Source organism: Undibacterium sp. Rencai35W, from assembly GCF_049340185.1.
Lineage (GTDB): Bacteria > Pseudomonadota > Gammaproteobacteria > Burkholderiales > Burkholderiaceae_D > Undibacterium.
In genome coordinates, this window is sequence record NZ_JBMPPC010000002.1 from 664,734 (window position 1) to 680,749 (window position 16,016).

At 50.2% G+C, this 16,016-nt stretch carries 14 protein-coding genes and 1 riboswitch; of the genes, 3 read left to right on the forward strand and 11 right to left on the reverse strand.

What is annotated here, in order from left to right; all coding sequences use genetic code 11:
* Positions 1-12: 12 nt before the first annotated feature.
* The 5 genes from thiD to ACO0K3_RS06935 form a co-directional block, all read right to left on the reverse strand.
* Positions 13-888, reverse strand: a complete 876-nt coding sequence (thiD, locus tag ACO0K3_RS06915; protein ID WP_422983116.1) for a bifunctional hydroxymethylpyrimidine kinase/phosphomethylpyrimidine kinase — start codon at positions 886-888, stop codon at positions 13-15.
* Positions 888-1,679 carry a thiazole synthase gene (locus ACO0K3_RS06920; RefSeq protein WP_422983118.1) on the reverse strand — a complete coding sequence of 264 codons (792 nt, stop codon included), beginning with the start codon at positions 1,677-1,679 and terminating at the stop codon, positions 888-890. The genes thiD and ACO0K3_RS06920 overlap by 1 nt, the downstream gene beginning before the upstream one ends.
* Positions 1,680-1,757: 78 nt before the next feature.
* Positions 1,758-1,961, reverse strand: coding sequence for a sulfur carrier protein ThiS (thiS, locus tag ACO0K3_RS06925; RefSeq protein ID WP_422983120.1), 204 nt, complete (start codon positions 1,959-1,961; stop codon positions 1,758-1,760).
* A gap of 9 nt (positions 1,962-1,970) precedes the next feature.
* The gene (thiC, locus tag ACO0K3_RS06930; protein WP_422983122.1) at positions 1,971-3,884 is read right to left on the reverse strand and encodes a phosphomethylpyrimidine synthase ThiC; all 1,914 of its coding nucleotides are present in this window, start codon (positions 3,882-3,884) and stop codon (positions 1,971-1,973) included.
* Positions 3,885-3,950: 66 nt separating this feature from the next.
* Positions 3,951-4,053: riboswitch (TPP riboswitch) on the reverse strand.
* A 263-nt stretch (positions 4,054-4,316) separates the two neighbouring features.
* Positions 4,317-6,386 carry a diguanylate cyclase gene (locus ACO0K3_RS06935; RefSeq protein WP_422983124.1) on the reverse strand — a complete coding sequence of 690 codons (2,070 nt, stop codon included), beginning with the start codon at positions 6,384-6,386 and terminating at the stop codon, positions 4,317-4,319.
* Between the two features lie 306 nt (positions 6,387-6,692).
* Here ACO0K3_RS06935 and ACO0K3_RS06940 point away from each other — a divergent pair, with 306 nt between their 5' ends.
* From ACO0K3_RS06940 to ACO0K3_RS06950, 3 genes are all read left to right on the forward strand, one after another.
* Positions 6,693-9,518: a valine--tRNA ligase gene (locus tag ACO0K3_RS06940; protein WP_422983126.1), complete on the forward strand. Its 2,826-nt coding sequence runs from the start codon at positions 6,693-6,695 to the stop codon at positions 9,516-9,518.
* A gap of 296 nt (positions 9,519-9,814) precedes the next feature.
* A complete protein-coding gene (locus ACO0K3_RS06945; RefSeq protein ID WP_422983128.1) occupies positions 9,815-10,258 on the forward strand; it encodes a DUF2147 domain-containing protein in 444 nt (147 codons plus the stop codon).
* A gap of 145 nt (positions 10,259-10,403) precedes the next feature.
* Entirely contained in the window at positions 10,404-10,652 is a 249-nt protein-coding gene (locus ACO0K3_RS06950; RefSeq protein WP_422983130.1) for a YdcH family protein, read from the forward strand.
* A gap of 72 nt (positions 10,653-10,724) precedes the next feature.
* On the opposite strand, the gene ACO0K3_RS06955 is transcribed toward ACO0K3_RS06950, so the two are convergent.
* From ACO0K3_RS06955 to ACO0K3_RS06980, 6 genes are all read right to left on the reverse strand, one after another.
* The gene (locus ACO0K3_RS06955) at positions 10,725-11,246 is read right to left on the reverse strand and encodes a hypothetical protein (protein ID WP_422983132.1); all 522 of its coding nucleotides are present in this window, start codon (positions 11,244-11,246) and stop codon (positions 10,725-10,727) included.
* A 14-nt stretch (positions 11,247-11,260) separates the two neighbouring features.
* On the reverse strand, positions 11,261-12,091 hold the full coding sequence (locus ACO0K3_RS06960; RefSeq protein ID WP_422983134.1) for a DUF3025 domain-containing protein: 831 nt from the start codon (positions 12,089-12,091) through the stop codon (positions 11,261-11,263).
* Positions 12,092-12,194: 103 nt separating this feature from the next.
* On the reverse strand, positions 12,195-13,304 hold the full coding sequence (pyrC, locus tag ACO0K3_RS06965) for a dihydroorotase (RefSeq protein ID WP_422983136.1): 1,110 nt from the start codon (positions 13,302-13,304) through the stop codon (positions 12,195-12,197).
* Between the two features lie 338 nt (positions 13,305-13,642).
* The gene (locus ACO0K3_RS06970; RefSeq protein WP_422960489.1) at positions 13,643-14,368 is read right to left on the reverse strand and encodes an amino acid ABC transporter ATP-binding protein; all 726 of its coding nucleotides are present in this window, start codon (positions 14,366-14,368) and stop codon (positions 13,643-13,645) included.
* Positions 14,369-14,456: 88 nt separating this feature from the next.
* Complete coding sequence (locus ACO0K3_RS06975; protein WP_422960488.1) at positions 14,457-15,149, reverse strand: amino acid ABC transporter permease; 693 nt, start codon at positions 15,147-15,149, stop codon at positions 14,457-14,459.
* Positions 15,150-15,151: 2 nt separating this feature from the next.
* Positions 15,152-15,904 (reverse strand): amino acid ABC transporter permease, encoded by a 753-nt coding sequence (locus ACO0K3_RS06980; protein WP_422955838.1) that lies wholly within the window; start codon positions 15,902-15,904, stop codon positions 15,152-15,154.
* Between the last annotated feature and the right edge of the window lie 112 nt (positions 15,905-16,016).

The following is a 16,016-nucleotide window of genomic DNA, read 5'->3' on the forward strand; positions in this document are numbered from 1 at the left end:
AGCCCTTATCCCTCACGACCCAAGAAATAAGTTCGTCGCAACCCTTTGCGGTATCTGCTGCCCTGTCGCGATGGCATAGGCATTCTCCAAACTGCGTTGAGTAAATTCCTGAGCGCGCTGCAAACTTTCAGACATCGTCTTGCCAGAGGCAAGCTGCCCCGCAATCGCCGCCGCCAGCGTGCAGCCGCTGCCGTGAAATTCACCAGCCAATTTCGGCCATTGCCACTCATGCAAAGATTGCCGCGTGAACCAGCTATTACGGACATAACCCGCATCCGGCTCGCCATCCGCATGTCCGCCTTTAATCAACACATCCGTACAACGATGCTGGAGCAAGGCCTGCGCCCAGCGATGGCGATCTTGCAGGCCATGATTAGCTTGACGAGCTTGATTTTCCAACTGATTCCGTTGGCTCCCATTTTCCGGAGATAGCCGCTGCGCCTCGGGCAGGTTCGGCGTGATCAGCGTCGCGAGTGTTAATAAAGAATGCAGCGATGCCACCGCGTCATCACGCCCCAGCGCATCACCGTGGCCGCTGCCCAGCACGGTATCAAGCACCACGGGCATTGCCGGATTGATTGACAGAGATTGCTGCACACAACGCGCAATCGCCTCCGCATTGTCGCGGCTCCCGACAATACCGATTTTAATTGCGGCGATTGCCATCTTGCTCATCAGCGCTTCTGCCTGCCGGACAATCAGTCCAGCATCAACCGGATGTACTGCGTAGACGCGATCATTGTCTTGCACCGTCAGCGCCGTAATGACCACCAGAGGATGAGCGCCCTGTCCGGCGATTGCCTCAATATCAGCCTGAATCCCGGCCCCACCGCTAGGGTCGTGACCGGCAAATACCAGCACACAAGGACGCTGCGCTACCAGACTCATCAGGTGATCCGTCCTGCCATCGGGGATGAAGGTGAAGCAGCGAATTTACGAGCGATACGTCCGGCTAAAAAAGCTTCGCGACCAGCCTCTACTGCCAGACCCATCGCTCTCGCCATGCGCAGCGGATCATGCGCACCGGCGATAGCGGTATTCATCAGCACACCGTCGCAACCAAGCTCCATCGCAATCGCCGCATCGGACGCTGTACCGACCCCGGCATCAACCAGTACCGGCACTGTCGATTGCTCGATAATCAGCGACAGATTCCAAGGGTTCAGTATGCCCATGCCAGAACCGATCAGTGAGGCCAGCGGCATGATCGCGACGCAACCGATGTCTTCCAGCATGCGTGCCTGAATCGGATCGTCGCTGCAATACACCATGACATCAAAACCGTCGTTCACCAACGTTTTCGCTGCCTTTAAGGTTTCTGGCATATTCGGAAATAAGGTCTTCTCATCGCCCAGCACTTCCAGTTTACAGAGCTGATGTCCGCCCAATAATTCACGTCCCAGTTGCAGCGTGTAGACCGCATCTTCAGCGTTATAGCATCCCGCAGAATTCGGCAGAATGGTGTATAGGCTTGGCGGTACTGCATCCAGCAAACTCGGCGCATGAGGATCCTGTCCAATGTTCACCCGGCGAATGGCAACTGTAATAATCTCGGCACCACTGGCCTCGGTAGCCAGACGCGTCTGCTCGAGATCCTTGTATTTACCGCTGCCAACCAGCAATCGCGAGCGATAGGTTTTACCCGCGATAGTCAGGCCGGAGATATTTTCTGTTTGCATAAAAATCCTTTTATGTAAGGTGCGCCATGCGCACCAATGCAGGTGAATACGATGGTACGCAAGACGCACCCTACTGCTTCATCCGCCACCGATCGCGCGTACGACATCGACCCGGTCTTGCGCCTGCAAGCAATAGTCAATCCATTGGGCGCGCGCGATAATCTGGCGATTTACAGCAACGGCAATTGTCTGCCCCGACAAGTTCAGTGTAGCGATCAGCTCAGCCAGGCTTCTCTCCTGACCTAGCTGATAATTCTCACCATTCAATATGATCTCAGTCATGACAATGGCTTATTGCTTGCGATAGATCTCGGCACCGGATTTAACAAACTCAATCGCCTTCACCTCCATGCCTTGCTTTAATGCCTGTATTTCACTGATCCCCTGATTCGCTGCATAGTCGCGCACCTCTTGCGTGATTTTCATCGAACAAAAATGTGGTCCGCACATCGAACAGAAATGGGCGACTTTTGCCGAATCTTTTGGCAAAGTCTCATCATGAAATTCACGCGCCTTATCCGGATCAAGACCGATATTGAATTGGTCTTCCCAACGGAATTCAAAACGCGCTTTCGACAAGGCGTTGTCACGGATTTGCGCACCAGGATGTCCCTTCGCCAGATCGGCCGCATGCGCGGCAATTTTGTACGTAATGATGCCGTCTTTGACGTCGACTTTATTCGGCAAACCCAGATGTTCTTTCGGTGTGACGTAACATAGCATCGCGGTGCCATACCAGCCAATTTGCGCAGCACCGATGCCAGAGGTAATGTGGTCGTAACCTGGAGCGATATCGGTCGTCAGTGGTCCGAGTGTATAGAACGGTGCTTCATGGCATTGCTCCAGTTGCAGATCCATGTTTTCCTTGATCAGGTGCATAGGTACGTGACCCGGACCTTCGATCATGACCTGCACATCATGTTTCCAGGCGATTTGCGTGAGTTCGCCAAGTGTTTTTAATTCACCTAATTGCGCCTCGTCATTGGCGTCGTAAATCGATCCGGGACGCAAGCCGTCGCCGAGACTAAACGAGACATCATAGGCTTTCATGATCTCGCAGATATCTTCAAAATGCTCGTACAAAAAACTTTCTTTATGATGTGCGAGACACCATTTCGCCATGATGGAACCACCGCGTGACACGATGCCTGTCATACGTTTTGCCGTCATCGGGACATATTGCAAACGCACGCCTGCATGGATAGTGAAATAATCGACACCCTGCTCCGCCTGCTCGATCAGCGTATCGCGGAAAATCTCCCAGGTCAGGTCTTCGGCCTTGCCGTTGACTTTTTCCAGCGCCTGATAAATGGGCACAGTACCAATCGGCACAGGCGAATTGCGGATGATCCACTCGCGCGTTTCATGTATGTGTTTTCCCGTCGACAGATCCATGACGTTATCGCCACCCCAGCGAATTGCCCAGGTCATTTTTTCGACTTCTTCGCCGATGCTGGATGTCACGGCAGAGTTGCCGATGTTGGCATTAATTTTGACCAGAAAGTTACGGCCGATAATCATCGGCTCAACCTCAGGATGATTGATATTGGCAGGAATAATCGCACGGCCACGAGCAATCTCTGAGCGTACGAATTCTGCGGTAATGTCGTCGGGAATCGATGCACCAAAAGATTGACCCGGATGCTGACGTCCCATCAGATCAGCCAGCTTGTTGCCCATCGGTCCGGAGGCTTTCAGCTTGGCCAGATACTCTTGACGTTGCAGGTTTTCGCGGATCGCGATGTACTCCATCTCAGGCGTGATAATGCCCTGTCTTGCGTAATGCATCTGGCTGACATTTTTACCGGACAGAGCGCGCCGCGGCTTGCGTTTAAGATTAAAACGCAGCTCCGCCAGCTTGGGATCATTCAATCTTTCGATACCGTACTCTGACGATGGTCCAGATAACTCTTCAGTGTCATTACGCTCAGCGATCCAAGCGCCGCGGACCGATGCCAAGCCTGAACGAATATCAATATTGACAGCAGGATCGGTGTAAGGACCAGAGGTGTCGTAGACATAAATCGGGGGATTTTTTTCCGAGCCGAACATGGCCGGCGTATCGGATTGACTGATTTCACGCATCGGTACACGGATGTCGGGGCGACTTCCCTGGATGTAAATTTTGCGTGAGTTAGGCAAAGGCTGTATTGCAGCCTGGTCGACTGTCGCGGTAGCGGACAGAAATTGTGGATTGGCGTTCATTTTGCTCCCATTAACGTGCACATTATTGATGGCAGCTTGGGAGGCTTGAGGTACGCGCACGGGTGTTGCGGTACGATTTTGCTTCCCTTCGCTGGCATTATCCAGATCAGGTTCGAGGGTATTTCTCACCCGACAGCGGCTATTGCTGTCAGGACCCCTAGCAGTTCTTACTTACGTTCTTACTTCATCGATCGCTTATTACAATCAGTTTTGCAATCACTACATTCTTTATGTGAGACATTCATCCATGGCCAAAAGCGGATGCAGAGCGGATGCAGAGCGGATGCAGCATTGGCTATATTGAGCTAGTCTGGATCATTCCTTACTTCTGACCAGCTACTAATAAGTTCACAATGGGCTGCATTATATAGCGTGTTCGCTTTAAAAGTCCGCATGTTTTTGATGCAGCTTATTGAGCGGCCTTTTAATGACTTAGTCAGCTACGTTTTCCGTTTCTCCGTTTTCTTTAGCCTTAACGGGGCCAACAACTTCGATCAACTCAACCATACCCTCTGTTAAAGCGGCGGACAAATCGTGGTCCAGCACTTTCATTGCCTGCTCTTGCGGTACCAGCAATTTCGCTAACCCATAGGCGCGGTTGCGGCCATGTGCCTTGCCGAGATATAAGGCCATGTCAGCCATCTGCATGGCTTTTTCCCAATTACATACCTCTTCCGGAATACCGGAAAACGGCAGCGAGATAAACCCGGCGGTGACCGTGACCGGCACCGATATGTCCCCTACCTGAATATTCTGTTCGCCAATCGCAAACAACACACGCTCGACCAGCCGGGTGAGTTGGCTGGGGTGCGATTTCGGTGAATAAATTAAAAACTCCTCGCCACCCCAACGCAATACCATGTCGGTATCACGCACGGCTTTTTTGAGGCGGTGCGCCACCTCCATTAAGACACTGTCACCAACCGCATGTCCCCAGGTATCATTAATTTGCTTGAAGTGATCGATATCCATCAATATCAGACAATCGGGATTACTGCTGTCATCGCCACGCCGGTCTTTTTCTGCACTGATCATGCGGGTTCGCATCAGATCGACGAATGAACGGCGGTTGTATAGGCCGGTCAGTGGATCGCGCACGGCGTGAAATTCTAGCTGCTGATTCGCTTCGAGCAATTTTTCATTCGCTCTTCGTACCCGTCTGTATAAGAGGAAAATAAATATGCCTGCCATGATAGTCACCACGGCAGCAAGCAAAGTAATAATTTGCTGCAGGCGGCGATTTTTAATGTCCGCGTCCTTTAACTGATTTTCGCGGGCGAGTAATTCAATTTGTTTTTGCCGTTGATCGGCGTTGAAGGTTTCTTGCAACGTGGCGACTGCCTTAGCACCATCCGAGCGGAACAACTCGTTACTCAGTACCTGTTGTCTGCGGACGACGCTGAGCGCCTCTTTATACATGCCCGCTTTTTCATACATGCGCCCAAGCTCATCAAGTACGCCTTCGAGATCAGCTCTCGCCTCAATTTTTTCAAAATACGCGATAACCGTATTGACCTTCTCAGCCCCTTGCGCGATTTTGCCCTGGCCGCCCAGAGCAAACCCCCAGTTGACCGTAGCGAAGGCTTTGGAGTAGTCATCATCCATTTCCACCGATTTGGCATAGGCGAGCTTTGAGGTGCGCTCAGCCTCAACAAAATTTTGCATAACCAGATATTGATCTGCGATATTTCCCAATGCCGTCACCTCAATACTGGCGAGAGAAGCCTCACGACCGATTGCCAGAGCACGCTCATATGCCTGCAGAGCATCTTTGTTGCGTCCAAGCTGAGCAAACGCGACGCCTTGCGCGATTCTTAATGAAGACAGTGTTTTGGGCTCACTCGCCACCGGAGACAGCTTCAAAGCCTCGTCCACTGTGGCCAACGCTTTCTCGGGATTTTTCATCGCGTTATACAGATTCGCGATGGAATTGAGCCGATATAATTTAGATTGAATCTGCCGCCGCGGTTGTAGCTCGGTCAGTTTCAGCGCTTCAAGATAATGCGACAGAGCCAACTCGAAACGCGCGGTGGACGCATACACTGCCGCGAACGCGTTTTGTATGCGTATCCTTAGTTCTGGGTCGTTACTATTCTTTGTTCTGGCTTGGATTTCAGTCAGTGTTGCAATACTTTGCTCAGGGTGTCCTGCATCCAGAGCCTGCAAGGCTTCGCCGATCTGGGCAAAGGCAATCGAATCTTTATCCCCTTGCCTGGTTGCCAGCGCCAGCAAGGCGGCGTTCTCTTTCTCAGCCTGCTTGGCTTTACCGGCATCGTATAAGAGACCGATCATGGTCTTCAATGTGCGCAACTTAACCTGATAAGTTGCATCTGACGGCAAATTTGCTTCGAATTCCTGGAATTGCTTTAGCGCCGCAGCATTATCGATATCACCAAACGCCTGCATCTTATCGATTTGTTCCATGTCCTCTTTTTCACCGGCGTGACTAAGCCCGGCCAGAGAGAGGCCAAACACCAAAGCGGTCAAGCAGATACGGATCATTGCATTTCCGACCATGTCTATTCGTTCAGAAGGCTTGCGGCGTTGAATTGAGACGCGACAAAAACAAATCCGGGACAAACTCCCCGTTATGTTTCATTCGGGCTATATCCTAGCATTTTAACTAAACGTAATTGATGCTTTTTTACGCTATTTTTCATAATAACGACATCTCTTTACGAGCACACGAAGCACGATAGAGGCACTTTAGGGGCACTTGATCTGTGTAGCAATTTTCATCGTGAAACTCGAGCTGAGTGCGCTCGTCATTTATAATCATTGTTTAAGCAAACCAACTAGATACCAATCATGGAATTAGCCAAGTCATTTGAGCCCGCCGAAATCGAAGCATTCTGGCGTACGGAGTGGGAAAAACGTGGATATTTCACGGCCAGTACCGATGCCAGCAAACCATCGTTCAGCATACAACTGCCGCCGCCGAATGTGACTGGCACCTTGCATATGGGACATGCGTTCAACCAAACGATTATGGATGGATTAACCCGCTACTACCGTATGCGTGGCCACAATACCGCCTGGATCCCGGGTACCGATCACGCTGGCATTGCTACCCAAATTGTGGTGGAACGCCAGCTCGATGCACAAAAAATATCCCGTCATGATTTGGGTCGTGAAAAATTTCTAGAAAAAGTCTGGGAGTGGAAAGAAAAATCCGGATCAACGATTACCGGTCAGATGCGTCGCATGGGTGCATCGGCTGACTGGGATCGTGAATACTTTACGATGGATGCACCACGCTCCAAAGTCGTCACCGAAGTATTCGTCCGCCTGGTAGAGCAAGGCCTGATCTATCGCGGTAAGCGCCTGGTGAACTGGGATCCTGTACTCGGTACCGCGGTGTCAGACCTGGAAGTAGTATCGGAAGAGGAAGATGGCTCGATGTGGCACATCCGCTATCCGTTTGCGGATGGCAGCGGTCACCTGACGGTCGCAACCACACGCCCTGAAACCTTGCTGGGTGACGTCGCCGTTGCCGTCGACCCTACCGACGAGCGCTACATCCATCTGGTTGGCAAGATGTTGAAATTGCCGCTGACTGACAGACAAATTCCTGTCATCGCCGACAGTTATGTAGACAAAGAATTTGGTACTGGCTGCGTCAAGATCACGCCAGCGCATGACTTCAACGATTATGCAGTCGGTCAGCGCCACAAGCTGGACATGATCAGCATCTTGACCCTCGATGCAAAGATCAACGAAAACGGTTCCGCAGCCTACCAAGGCATGGATCGCTTCATCGCCCGCAAACAAATCATTGCCGATCTCGACGCGCAAGGCTTACTCGAATCCGTCAAACCGCACAAACTCATGGTACCGCGCGGTGACCGCACGAACGTCGTGATTGAACCGATGCTGACGGATCAGTGGTTCATGGCGATGAGCAAACCCGCACCGGAAGGCACTCACTTTCCAGGTAAATCTATCGCCGAAGTCGCGCTGGAAAAAGTCGCCAGCGGCGAAATCAAATTCGTACCAGAAAACTGGAATACGACTTATAACCAATGGCTGAACAATATCCAGGACTGGTGCATCTCACGCCAGCTCTGGTGGGGCCATCAGATCCCGGCATGGTACGGTGACAATGGTGAAATTTTCGTCGCCCGCAATGAGGAAGAAGCAATAGCAAAAGCCGCTGAAGCACACTATACCGGTACACTGAAGCGTGACGACGATGTACTCGACACCTGGTTCTCATCTGCCCTTGTTCCGTTTTCGACGATGGGCTGGCCGGAAGAAACTAAGGACATGCAAATGTTCTTGCCTTCATCCGTTTTAGTCACCGGCTTCGATATCATTTTCTTCTGGGTGGCGCGCATGGTCATGATGACCGCGCACTTCACTGGCAAGGTACCGTTCCATACCGTCTATGTACATGGACTGGTACGCGATTCCAGTGGTCAGAAAATGTCTAAATCCAAAGGGAATACGCTAGATCCTATCGACCTGATCGACGGCATCAGTGTCGACAATCTGGTTGCCAAGCGCACCATTGGCTTGATGAATCCCAAGCAAGCCACTGCGATTGAAAAAGCTACCCGCAAAGAATTTGCCGATGGTGTACCAGCCTACGGCACCGATGCTTTGCGCTTCACGATGGCAAGCTACGCGTCTCTCGGTCGCAATATCAATTTCGATCTGGGCCGTTGCGAAGGTTATCGTAATTTCTGCAATAAATTGTGGAACGCCACCCGCTTCGTGCTGATGAATACCGAAGGCAAGGACTGCGGTTTTGGTACTGGAGTGACGGACGCCGATCTCGATTATTCACAAGCTGACAAATGGATTATCTCGATGCTGCAACATGCAGAAGCAGATATCGAAAAGGGGTTCAGTGACTATCGCTTCGATAATATTGCTTCATCCATTTATAAGTTTGTCTGGGACGAATATTGCGACTGGTATCTGGAAGTCGCAAAGGTACAGGTACAACACGGCAGCGAGGCGCAGCAACGCGCAACCCGTCGTACCTTATTGCGTGTACTCGAAGCGATTTTACGCCTGGCACATCCGGTAATTCCCTTTGTGACCGAAGCGTTGTGGCAGACGGTAGCCCCGCTGGCAGGTAAGCATCTGGATCCGGCGGGCGACTCCATCATGCGTCAGCCTTATCCTTTGGTGAATGCGTCGAATATCCATATCGGCGCAGAAGAATGGATGACCGCTCTCAAATCGCTGACCGATGCGTGCCGCAACCTGCGCGGTGAAATGCAGCTGTCACCCGCCCTGCGCGTTCCTCTCCTTTTGCAGGCAGGTAGCGCAGCAGAGAAATTGCAGTTGCAATCCTTCGCACCGTATCTGCAAGCGCTGGCAAAGCTCTCGGAAGTACAGGTCCTTGACGCACTGCCAGAATCACCGGCGCCGGTGTCTATCGTCGGCACAGCCAAACTGATGTTAAAAGTTGAGATTGACGTGGCGGCTGAACGCGAGCGCCTGGGTAAAGAGATCGCAAAACTCGATACAGAAATCAGCAAGGCACAAGCCAAGCTCAGCAATGAGAGCTTCGTCGCACGTGCTCCGGCACAAGTCGTCGCACAAGAGAAGGAACGTGTCGCCGGCTTCAGCGCAACACTAGAAAAAATGCGTGAGCAATTTGCCAAATTACCGGCAGCATAATTACGCTCGCTCTATGTGACACTCTGATCATGTGATGGTGTGATGATGTGATATTCACCCATGAAAAGCAGCCTTCGGGCTGCTTTTTTTACGCTCCGGATAATAGACGATGTTGTGTTTTACCTTCATTAAAGTAGACACTCTAATTATTTAGTACATGACAAAAAAACTGCCACGTACAATCAGTCGCAGAAATTTATCACTTTTTCCCATGTCCGCTTCATGAGTGTCATTACGGTCATCCATAGACACTCAATATGCTGAAATGGAATTAGCCCAACTAAGACGGAGACAATATGAACAAAAAAACAAGCATCGCCGCACTGCTACTGCTGTGCATCACCTCAATGGCATTCGCTCAGGATACGCCCGTCGGTTTGTGGAAGAATATCGACGACAAGTCCGGCAAACCCAAGGCACTGATCCGCATTTCAGAAAATAGCGGCGAACTGATAGGGAAAATCGAAAAGCTATTTCCCGAAGGTGAAGAAGATCAGAATCCAAAATGCGATAAATGCGATGGCGTGAATAAAAATCAGCCCATCATCGGCATGACTATTTTGTTTGGCTTGAAAAAAGACGGGGACGAATATAACGGCGGCCGCATTCTCGATCCTGCAAATGGCAAACTGTATCGCAGCAAACTCTCGGTCACCGACAACAATAAAAAACTCAATGTTCGTGGCTATATCGGCACACCACTATTCGGTCGCTCACAAGTATGGGTGCGGGAACAATAATCGCCATGTTGACGTCAGCAAACTATGCTGACGTCTTTGTTTGATCTATGTGATCTGTTTGATCTATATCAGCACTGGCAACGCTACTCACTTTAAGCTGGAGGAGATGTGAGGTATTTTCATCTCCCCCCCTGAAGGAGTCATTATGCAAGTAGAGCACCATCCGCTGTCGGCTGAATTTCCCGCATTCAAAGATACGATCCATGCATTGAAACTCAGCAACGCACATTTTAGTAAATTGTTTGATGAATATGCAGAAACAGACAAAGCCGTGAATCGTGCAGAAAACGGCGTCGATCATTTGAATGATGCAGCATTAGAAGAACTGAAAAAAGTACGCGTTGTGCAGAAGGATCATTTATTTCAGCTCTTACAAACTGCCAGCGCCGCCTAGTTCGGTTTAGTCTTGATCAGCACGACTGATCAAAGAAAAAGGATAGCGATGTCGCTATCCTTTTTCTTTGGGCTAATATCCTGACATCCGCTTCAGCAATTGCCATGTCTTGCGCCAGAATGCCGCCTCCCAACTGATCAGGCGTGCCAGCCAAAGAGGCATATCGTTGCCTGATACTATCTTTGCAGCGATCTGTTCTGCGGATTCGTCCAACTTGAAAACGCTACGATAAAGCAATATCATGAAGCGCAATTCAAACAAGATCACTGCGGCCATCCCCAGATAACGCAGCCAGGATAAACTCGTCAATAAGTGATGATGCGCCTGCGGAATAATATAGCCACAAACCCATATGGCGCTGCAACTGAGCGCGAGTGCGCGGACAATAGCAGACTTCCCTTTTTGCCGGTAACAGACAAAATAAAGTATCGGCAATATGATCGCCAGATCTCCGATAACACCGGCTTCAATCAATAAAGGCATACGCCAGCTATCTGTGCGCACCAAGATCCACTCGCCGGCAATCATTACAACCGCAACCAGATAAAACCAATGCTGGTTTATTTTTTCAAAGACTCGTTGATGACTTAGCATACGCCCTCCTTTGTTTAATGTCCCTCTGATGAAGGACGTTTCTTTGCACGAAACACCTGTGTATCTGCATAAAACTCATGACTCTGATTCTGCCACCATCCAGGAATGCCTAGCACGGGCAATGGCGTGTAATCCGCGGTGCTTAAACTGATTTCACCTAAACGTGTTGCGACCTCTTGATCTAACCAATGCCGTTTTTCTTCATCGCTGGCCGTAAAAAATTGTGCATCCGCCCGGACCACAAAGGTATGTGCCGTAATTGCTTTATACGGATTCACCAACTTCTCCATCAGCGCATGCCCAAATGTCCAGACCTCGGCTTGCCGCCCGAACAGGGCGCGTTGCTGGACGAAAGCCTGTTGCCATTCATGCCTGCGCAATGCGGCGATTAGAGCGTCACCTTGTACGCTATTGTCCACCACCAGCAACGCAGCATTTTCATCAAAAATCGTTGCCGCATCACGAGCCGAACCGCGTGACTTGCCAATGCCGTGCAGAGCTATTTGAGCAGCTTGCATGGCATTTAATTGTCGTTTAATTTTTGGAAAAGTCAGCCATACCAAAGCATTAAAAAAGTCGTGCAAATTTTCACGCGTCGGCACTTGCCCGGTATCGCTGATGAAGGCTTCATAAGCGACGCCCTCCGGCAGACATTCTTGTGCGACAAAAGAAATCCGTTGTTGGCCATGATTCTGCACGAGGTTGATCTGCGCGCTCTCGTTCAGATAGCGGCGCCAGTCGCCTGACGCTCGCAGGGCAAGCGCGGTTGCACGGACCGGCGCATACCAGCCATGCGACCAGTCAATAGCGGAATAAAATAAGGCCGATTCTGAAGTCTCGGGCATTACATCGCTGGGCAGCTGACTTACACTCACCATACACATACAATCGAATTCAGGAATAGCAGATTTGGAAATTTCAAATTTGAGGCTTTCAAACCTGAAGGACTCAAACTTGAGATTCTGCAATGGCCTGCATTTTCCAATGAATAGTTTCACCACCGTTCAATGGCACAATCGTCGTGTCAACGAAAGGCAATTCAGCGGGCAAAGTCCAGTCCTCGCGCGTCAATGTAATCTTGCCAGTATTGCGTGGTAACTGATAAAAATCAGGGCCATTGAAACTGGCGAAGGCTTCCAATTGATCCAATGCACCAGCCTGATCGAACGCCTCCGTGTAGAGTTCCATCGCATGTAGCGCCGTGTAGCAACCGGCACAACCGCAGGCGTGCTCTTTCAGTCCTTTGGCATGCGGCGCCGAATCCGTTCCCAGGAAAAAACGGGCGCTACCTGAAGTCGCCGCCTGCAGCAAAGACAGGCGGTGTGTCTCGCGCTTCAGTACAGGCAAACAATAGTAATGCGGGCGAATACCGCCTTTAAAAATCTCGTTCCGGTTATACAGCAAATGATGCGCCGTAATCGTGGCGGCAATCGGGCCGGAGGCACTGGCAACGTATTGCGCGGCTTCCGTCGTAGTGATGTGCTCGAAAACCACTTTCAGCTCAGGCATATCGCGGCGCAAGGGTTGCAATACGCGATCAATGAATACGGCTTCGCGATCAAATAAATCGATCTCAGGATTCGTAACCTCACCATGAACCAGAAACGGCATGCCGACTTCTTGCATCGTTTCCAAGGTCTTGTAGCACTTGATCAGGTCCGTCACACCGGCATCGGAATTCGTCGTCGCACCAGCCGGATACAGCTTCACGGCATGCACAAAACCACTGTCTTTGGCACGACGGATTTCATCCGGCGGCGTATTGTCGGTCAGATATAAAGTCATGAGCGGCTCAAACTGCATTCCCGCAGGTAAAGCAGCCAGAATACGCTGGCGATAAGCCGCAGCCTGCTCTGTCGTGGTCACAGGCGGCTTCAGATTTGGCATCACAATCGCACGCGCAAATTGACGCGCAGTGTCAGGCAAGACGCTGGCAAGTGCGGCACCATCGCGCAAATGCAAATGCCAGTCGTCTGGACGAGTGAGGGTAATCTGCTGCGGATACTGCCCGGCGTTACGGGAGGTCGGTGAGGTTTGCTGAGTAATCTGAGAGGTCATGGCGGCTCGCTTTTTCAAGTAAGCATCATTTTACCTTTTTTGCCTCAGCACCTATAGGATGATAGATACCCTACCCCAGTATATTTTTAATGCCTATATAAAACCTGCGGAATAGTGCCTGTTTTATATAAAAATAGGGGGAGTATATTGATTTTCAGCACTGACAGTAACTCAGGCGATAGCGTCCGGCATGGCCGGAACAGTCCCGGGAATTGCGTTCCTCAGCCCCGCAGATGGTTCGCGAAGCTGAGGTTGTGGTATGCCACTATCGAACTGAATTACAGAACTTGGTGACGAACTTGATAATGCAAGCAGTGCAATACTGACAGTGACCTAGTTTAATGAATAATCTTGGCAAGGAAATCACGTGCACGCTCAGAACGCGCCGCATTAAAGAATTCATCCTTGGCACAATCTTCGACGATCAAGCCCTTGTCCATGAACACAATACGGTTCGCCACTTTTTTCGCGAAACCCATTTCATGCGTCACTACCATCATGGTCATGCCTTCTTGTGCGAGACCCACCATCACGTCCAGCACTTCATTGATCATTTCCGGATCCAAGGCAGACGTCGGTTCGTCGAACAACATCGCGATTGGATCCATGGACAATGCACGAGCAATCGCTACACGCTGTTGCTGACCACCAGAAAGCTGACCCGGGAATTTATCTTTGTGCGCAAGCAGGCCGACACGGTCGAGGTATTTCAAGCCTTTTTCAGTCGCTTCGTCTTCGCTGCGACCAAGCACTTTCACCTGACCGATGGTCAGATTCTGACGGATCGACAAGTGCGGGAATAATTCAAAATTCTGAAATACCATACCAATACGGGCACGTAATTTGGACAAGTTAGTTTTTGGGTCGCCGACAGAAATACCATCCACAGTGATGTCCCCTTTTTGAAAAGGTTCAAGACCGTTGACCGTTTTAATCAGAGTAGATTTACCAGAACCGGACGGTCCGCAAACTACTACAACTTCACCCTTCGACACTTCGGTAGTGCAGTCCGTCAGAACCTGAAACTGACCATACCATTTGCTGACATTATTTAATTTAATCATTCTATTCTCCGGTGCATCCACGATGCTGATCGCGGATGCCTTTCTCAAATGTGTTAACTAGTAGCGGATGAACTATGCCGTCATCTCTTTATCGGATAATCGCAAATTTGGTCTGCAATTTCTTCACCAGAGAAGACAAGGCAAAACACAAAATAAAATATACGACAGCGACGAAAGAATACATTTCAACCAAGCGGCCATCACGCTGCGCAACTTTGGATGCAGCACCGACAAAGTCAGTAATCGACAGCACATAAACCAGCGACACGTCCTGGAACAAGACGATGGTTTGTGTCAGCAATACCGGAATCATGTTACGGAAAGCCTGCGGCAAAACAATATTGCCCATGGTTTGCCAGTAGTTCATCCCGATCGCATAACCCGCCCAGATTTGACCTCGTGGAATCGATTGAATACCCGAACGCATGATTTCGCAATAGTAAGCAGCTTCAAACATCACAAAGGTAATCAGGCACGAAGAGAACGCACCGACTTGCACAGGCTCGTTCGCACCGATAATCCATGCGCCGATATAAGGTACAAGAAAGTAGAACCAGAAAATCACCAGTACCAGCGGAATAGAACGCATGATATTGACATAGGTGGTCGCAAATACTTTGACCGCTTTAATGCTGGACAAACGCATCATCGCCAGCAAAGTGCCGAGAACAATTCCGCCAGTCATCGCAAGGAAAGTCAGTTCCAGAGTGAAGGACATACCTGTCTTGAACAGGTACAACCAGGAACGCTGAATGACATCAAAATCAAAATTACTCAACATGATTAGTGCCCTCCCGCATTCGCCGAGCCGGACGTAATAAATCCTGGCACAGTCAGTTTTTTCTCAAGCACATTCGACAAGACGATCGCAATCACAGAGACCATCAGATAAATCAGAGTCGCAGCCGTAAATGCCTCAAACACCTGAAAAGAAAACTCTTGCATAGACCGTGCACTCGCCGTCAGTTCCATCAGACCGATGGTCAATGCGACAGAACTGTTTTTGATAATCGCCGCCAGTTCATTGGTCAATGCAGGAATAATAATGCGGAAGGCCATCGGCAATAAAACATAACGATAGGTCTGCGGCAAAGTCAGTCCCAATGCTGTGCCTGCCATTTTCTGACCGCGTGGCAACGCATTAATGCCTGCAGATACCTGTACCGCTACGCGTGCAGAGGTAAAAAATCCCAGACTTAAAACAGCAGTAATAAAAGGCGCATTTGGCAAAGACTTTAACCAGTTACCCATACTCGCAGGCACCAGCTCCGGCATCACGAAATACCACAGGAACATTTGCACCAACAAGGGAATGTTCCTGAATAATTCGACATAGCCATTGGCAAAACGTGCAGCCCATTTATTCGGTGCGGTACGGATGGTACCAATCACCGCGCCCAATACCAAGGCAATAACCCACGCTAATCCGGCCGTTGCTAAAGTCCATAGCAAGCCAGAAATCAGCGCATCCAGATAGGTGCCGCCGCCATCCGGCGCAGCCTCCCAAAAGATATTCCAATTCCAGTTGTAATTCATCTCCGTCCCTTTACTCGAAATCCATGCGCGTTGCCTGCATGCAGCATATCGCTGTCACTTTAAACAAAACGGGAGGCGTGCCTCCCGTTGTGCGCTGGCTTATTTCAATTTT

Bases quoted from the DNA above. Each gene is read 5' to 3' on its own strand.
- thiS (WP_422983120.1), bottom strand. From the start codon at position 1,961: ATGACTGAGATCATATTGAATGGTGAGAATTATCAGCTAGGTCAGGAG.
- ACO0K3_RS06955 (WP_422983132.1), bottom strand. From the start codon at position 11,246: ATGCTAAGTCATCAACGAGTCTTTGAAAAAATAAACCAGCATTGGTTT.
- ACO0K3_RS06940 (WP_422983126.1), top strand. From the start codon at position 6,693: ATGGAATTAGCCAAGTCATTTGAGCCCGCCGAAATCGAAGCATTCTGG.
- ACO0K3_RS06945 (WP_422983128.1), top strand. From the start codon at position 9,815: ATGAACAAAAAAACAAGCATCGCCGCACTGCTACTGCTGTGCATCACC.
- ACO0K3_RS06935 (WP_422983124.1), bottom strand. From the start codon at position 6,386: ATGATCCGTATCTGCTTGACCGCTTTGGTGTTTGGCCTCTCTCTGGCC.
- ACO0K3_RS06970 (WP_422960489.1), bottom strand. From the start codon at position 14,368: ATGATTAAATTAAATAATGTCAGCAAATGGTATGGTCAGTTTCAGGTT.
- thiC (WP_422983122.1), bottom strand. From the start codon at position 3,884: ATGAACGCCAATCCACAATTTCTGTCCGCTACCGCGACAGTCGACCAG.
- ACO0K3_RS06980 (WP_422955838.1), bottom strand. From the start codon at position 15,904: ATGAATTACAACTGGAATTGGAATATCTTTTGGGAGGCTGCGCCGGAT.
- ACO0K3_RS06975 (WP_422960488.1), bottom strand. From the start codon at position 15,149: ATGTTGAGTAATTTTGATTTTGATGTCATTCAGCGTTCCTGGTTGTAC.
- pyrC (WP_422983136.1), bottom strand. From the start codon at position 13,304: ATGACCTCTCAGATTACTCAGCAAACCTCACCGACCTCCCGTAACGCC.
- ACO0K3_RS06920 (WP_422983118.1), bottom strand. From the start codon at position 1,679: ATGCAAACAGAAAATATCTCCGGCCTGACTATCGCGGGTAAAACCTAT.
- ACO0K3_RS06960 (WP_422983134.1), bottom strand. From the start codon at position 12,091: ATGCCCGAGACTTCAGAATCGGCCTTATTTTATTCCGCTATTGACTGG.
- thiD (WP_422983116.1), bottom strand. From the start codon at position 888: ATGAGTCTGGTAGCGCAGCGTCCTTGTGTGCTGGTATTTGCCGGTCAC.
- ACO0K3_RS06950 (WP_422983130.1), top strand. From the start codon at position 10,404: ATGCAAGTAGAGCACCATCCGCTGTCGGCTGAATTTCCCGCATTCAAA.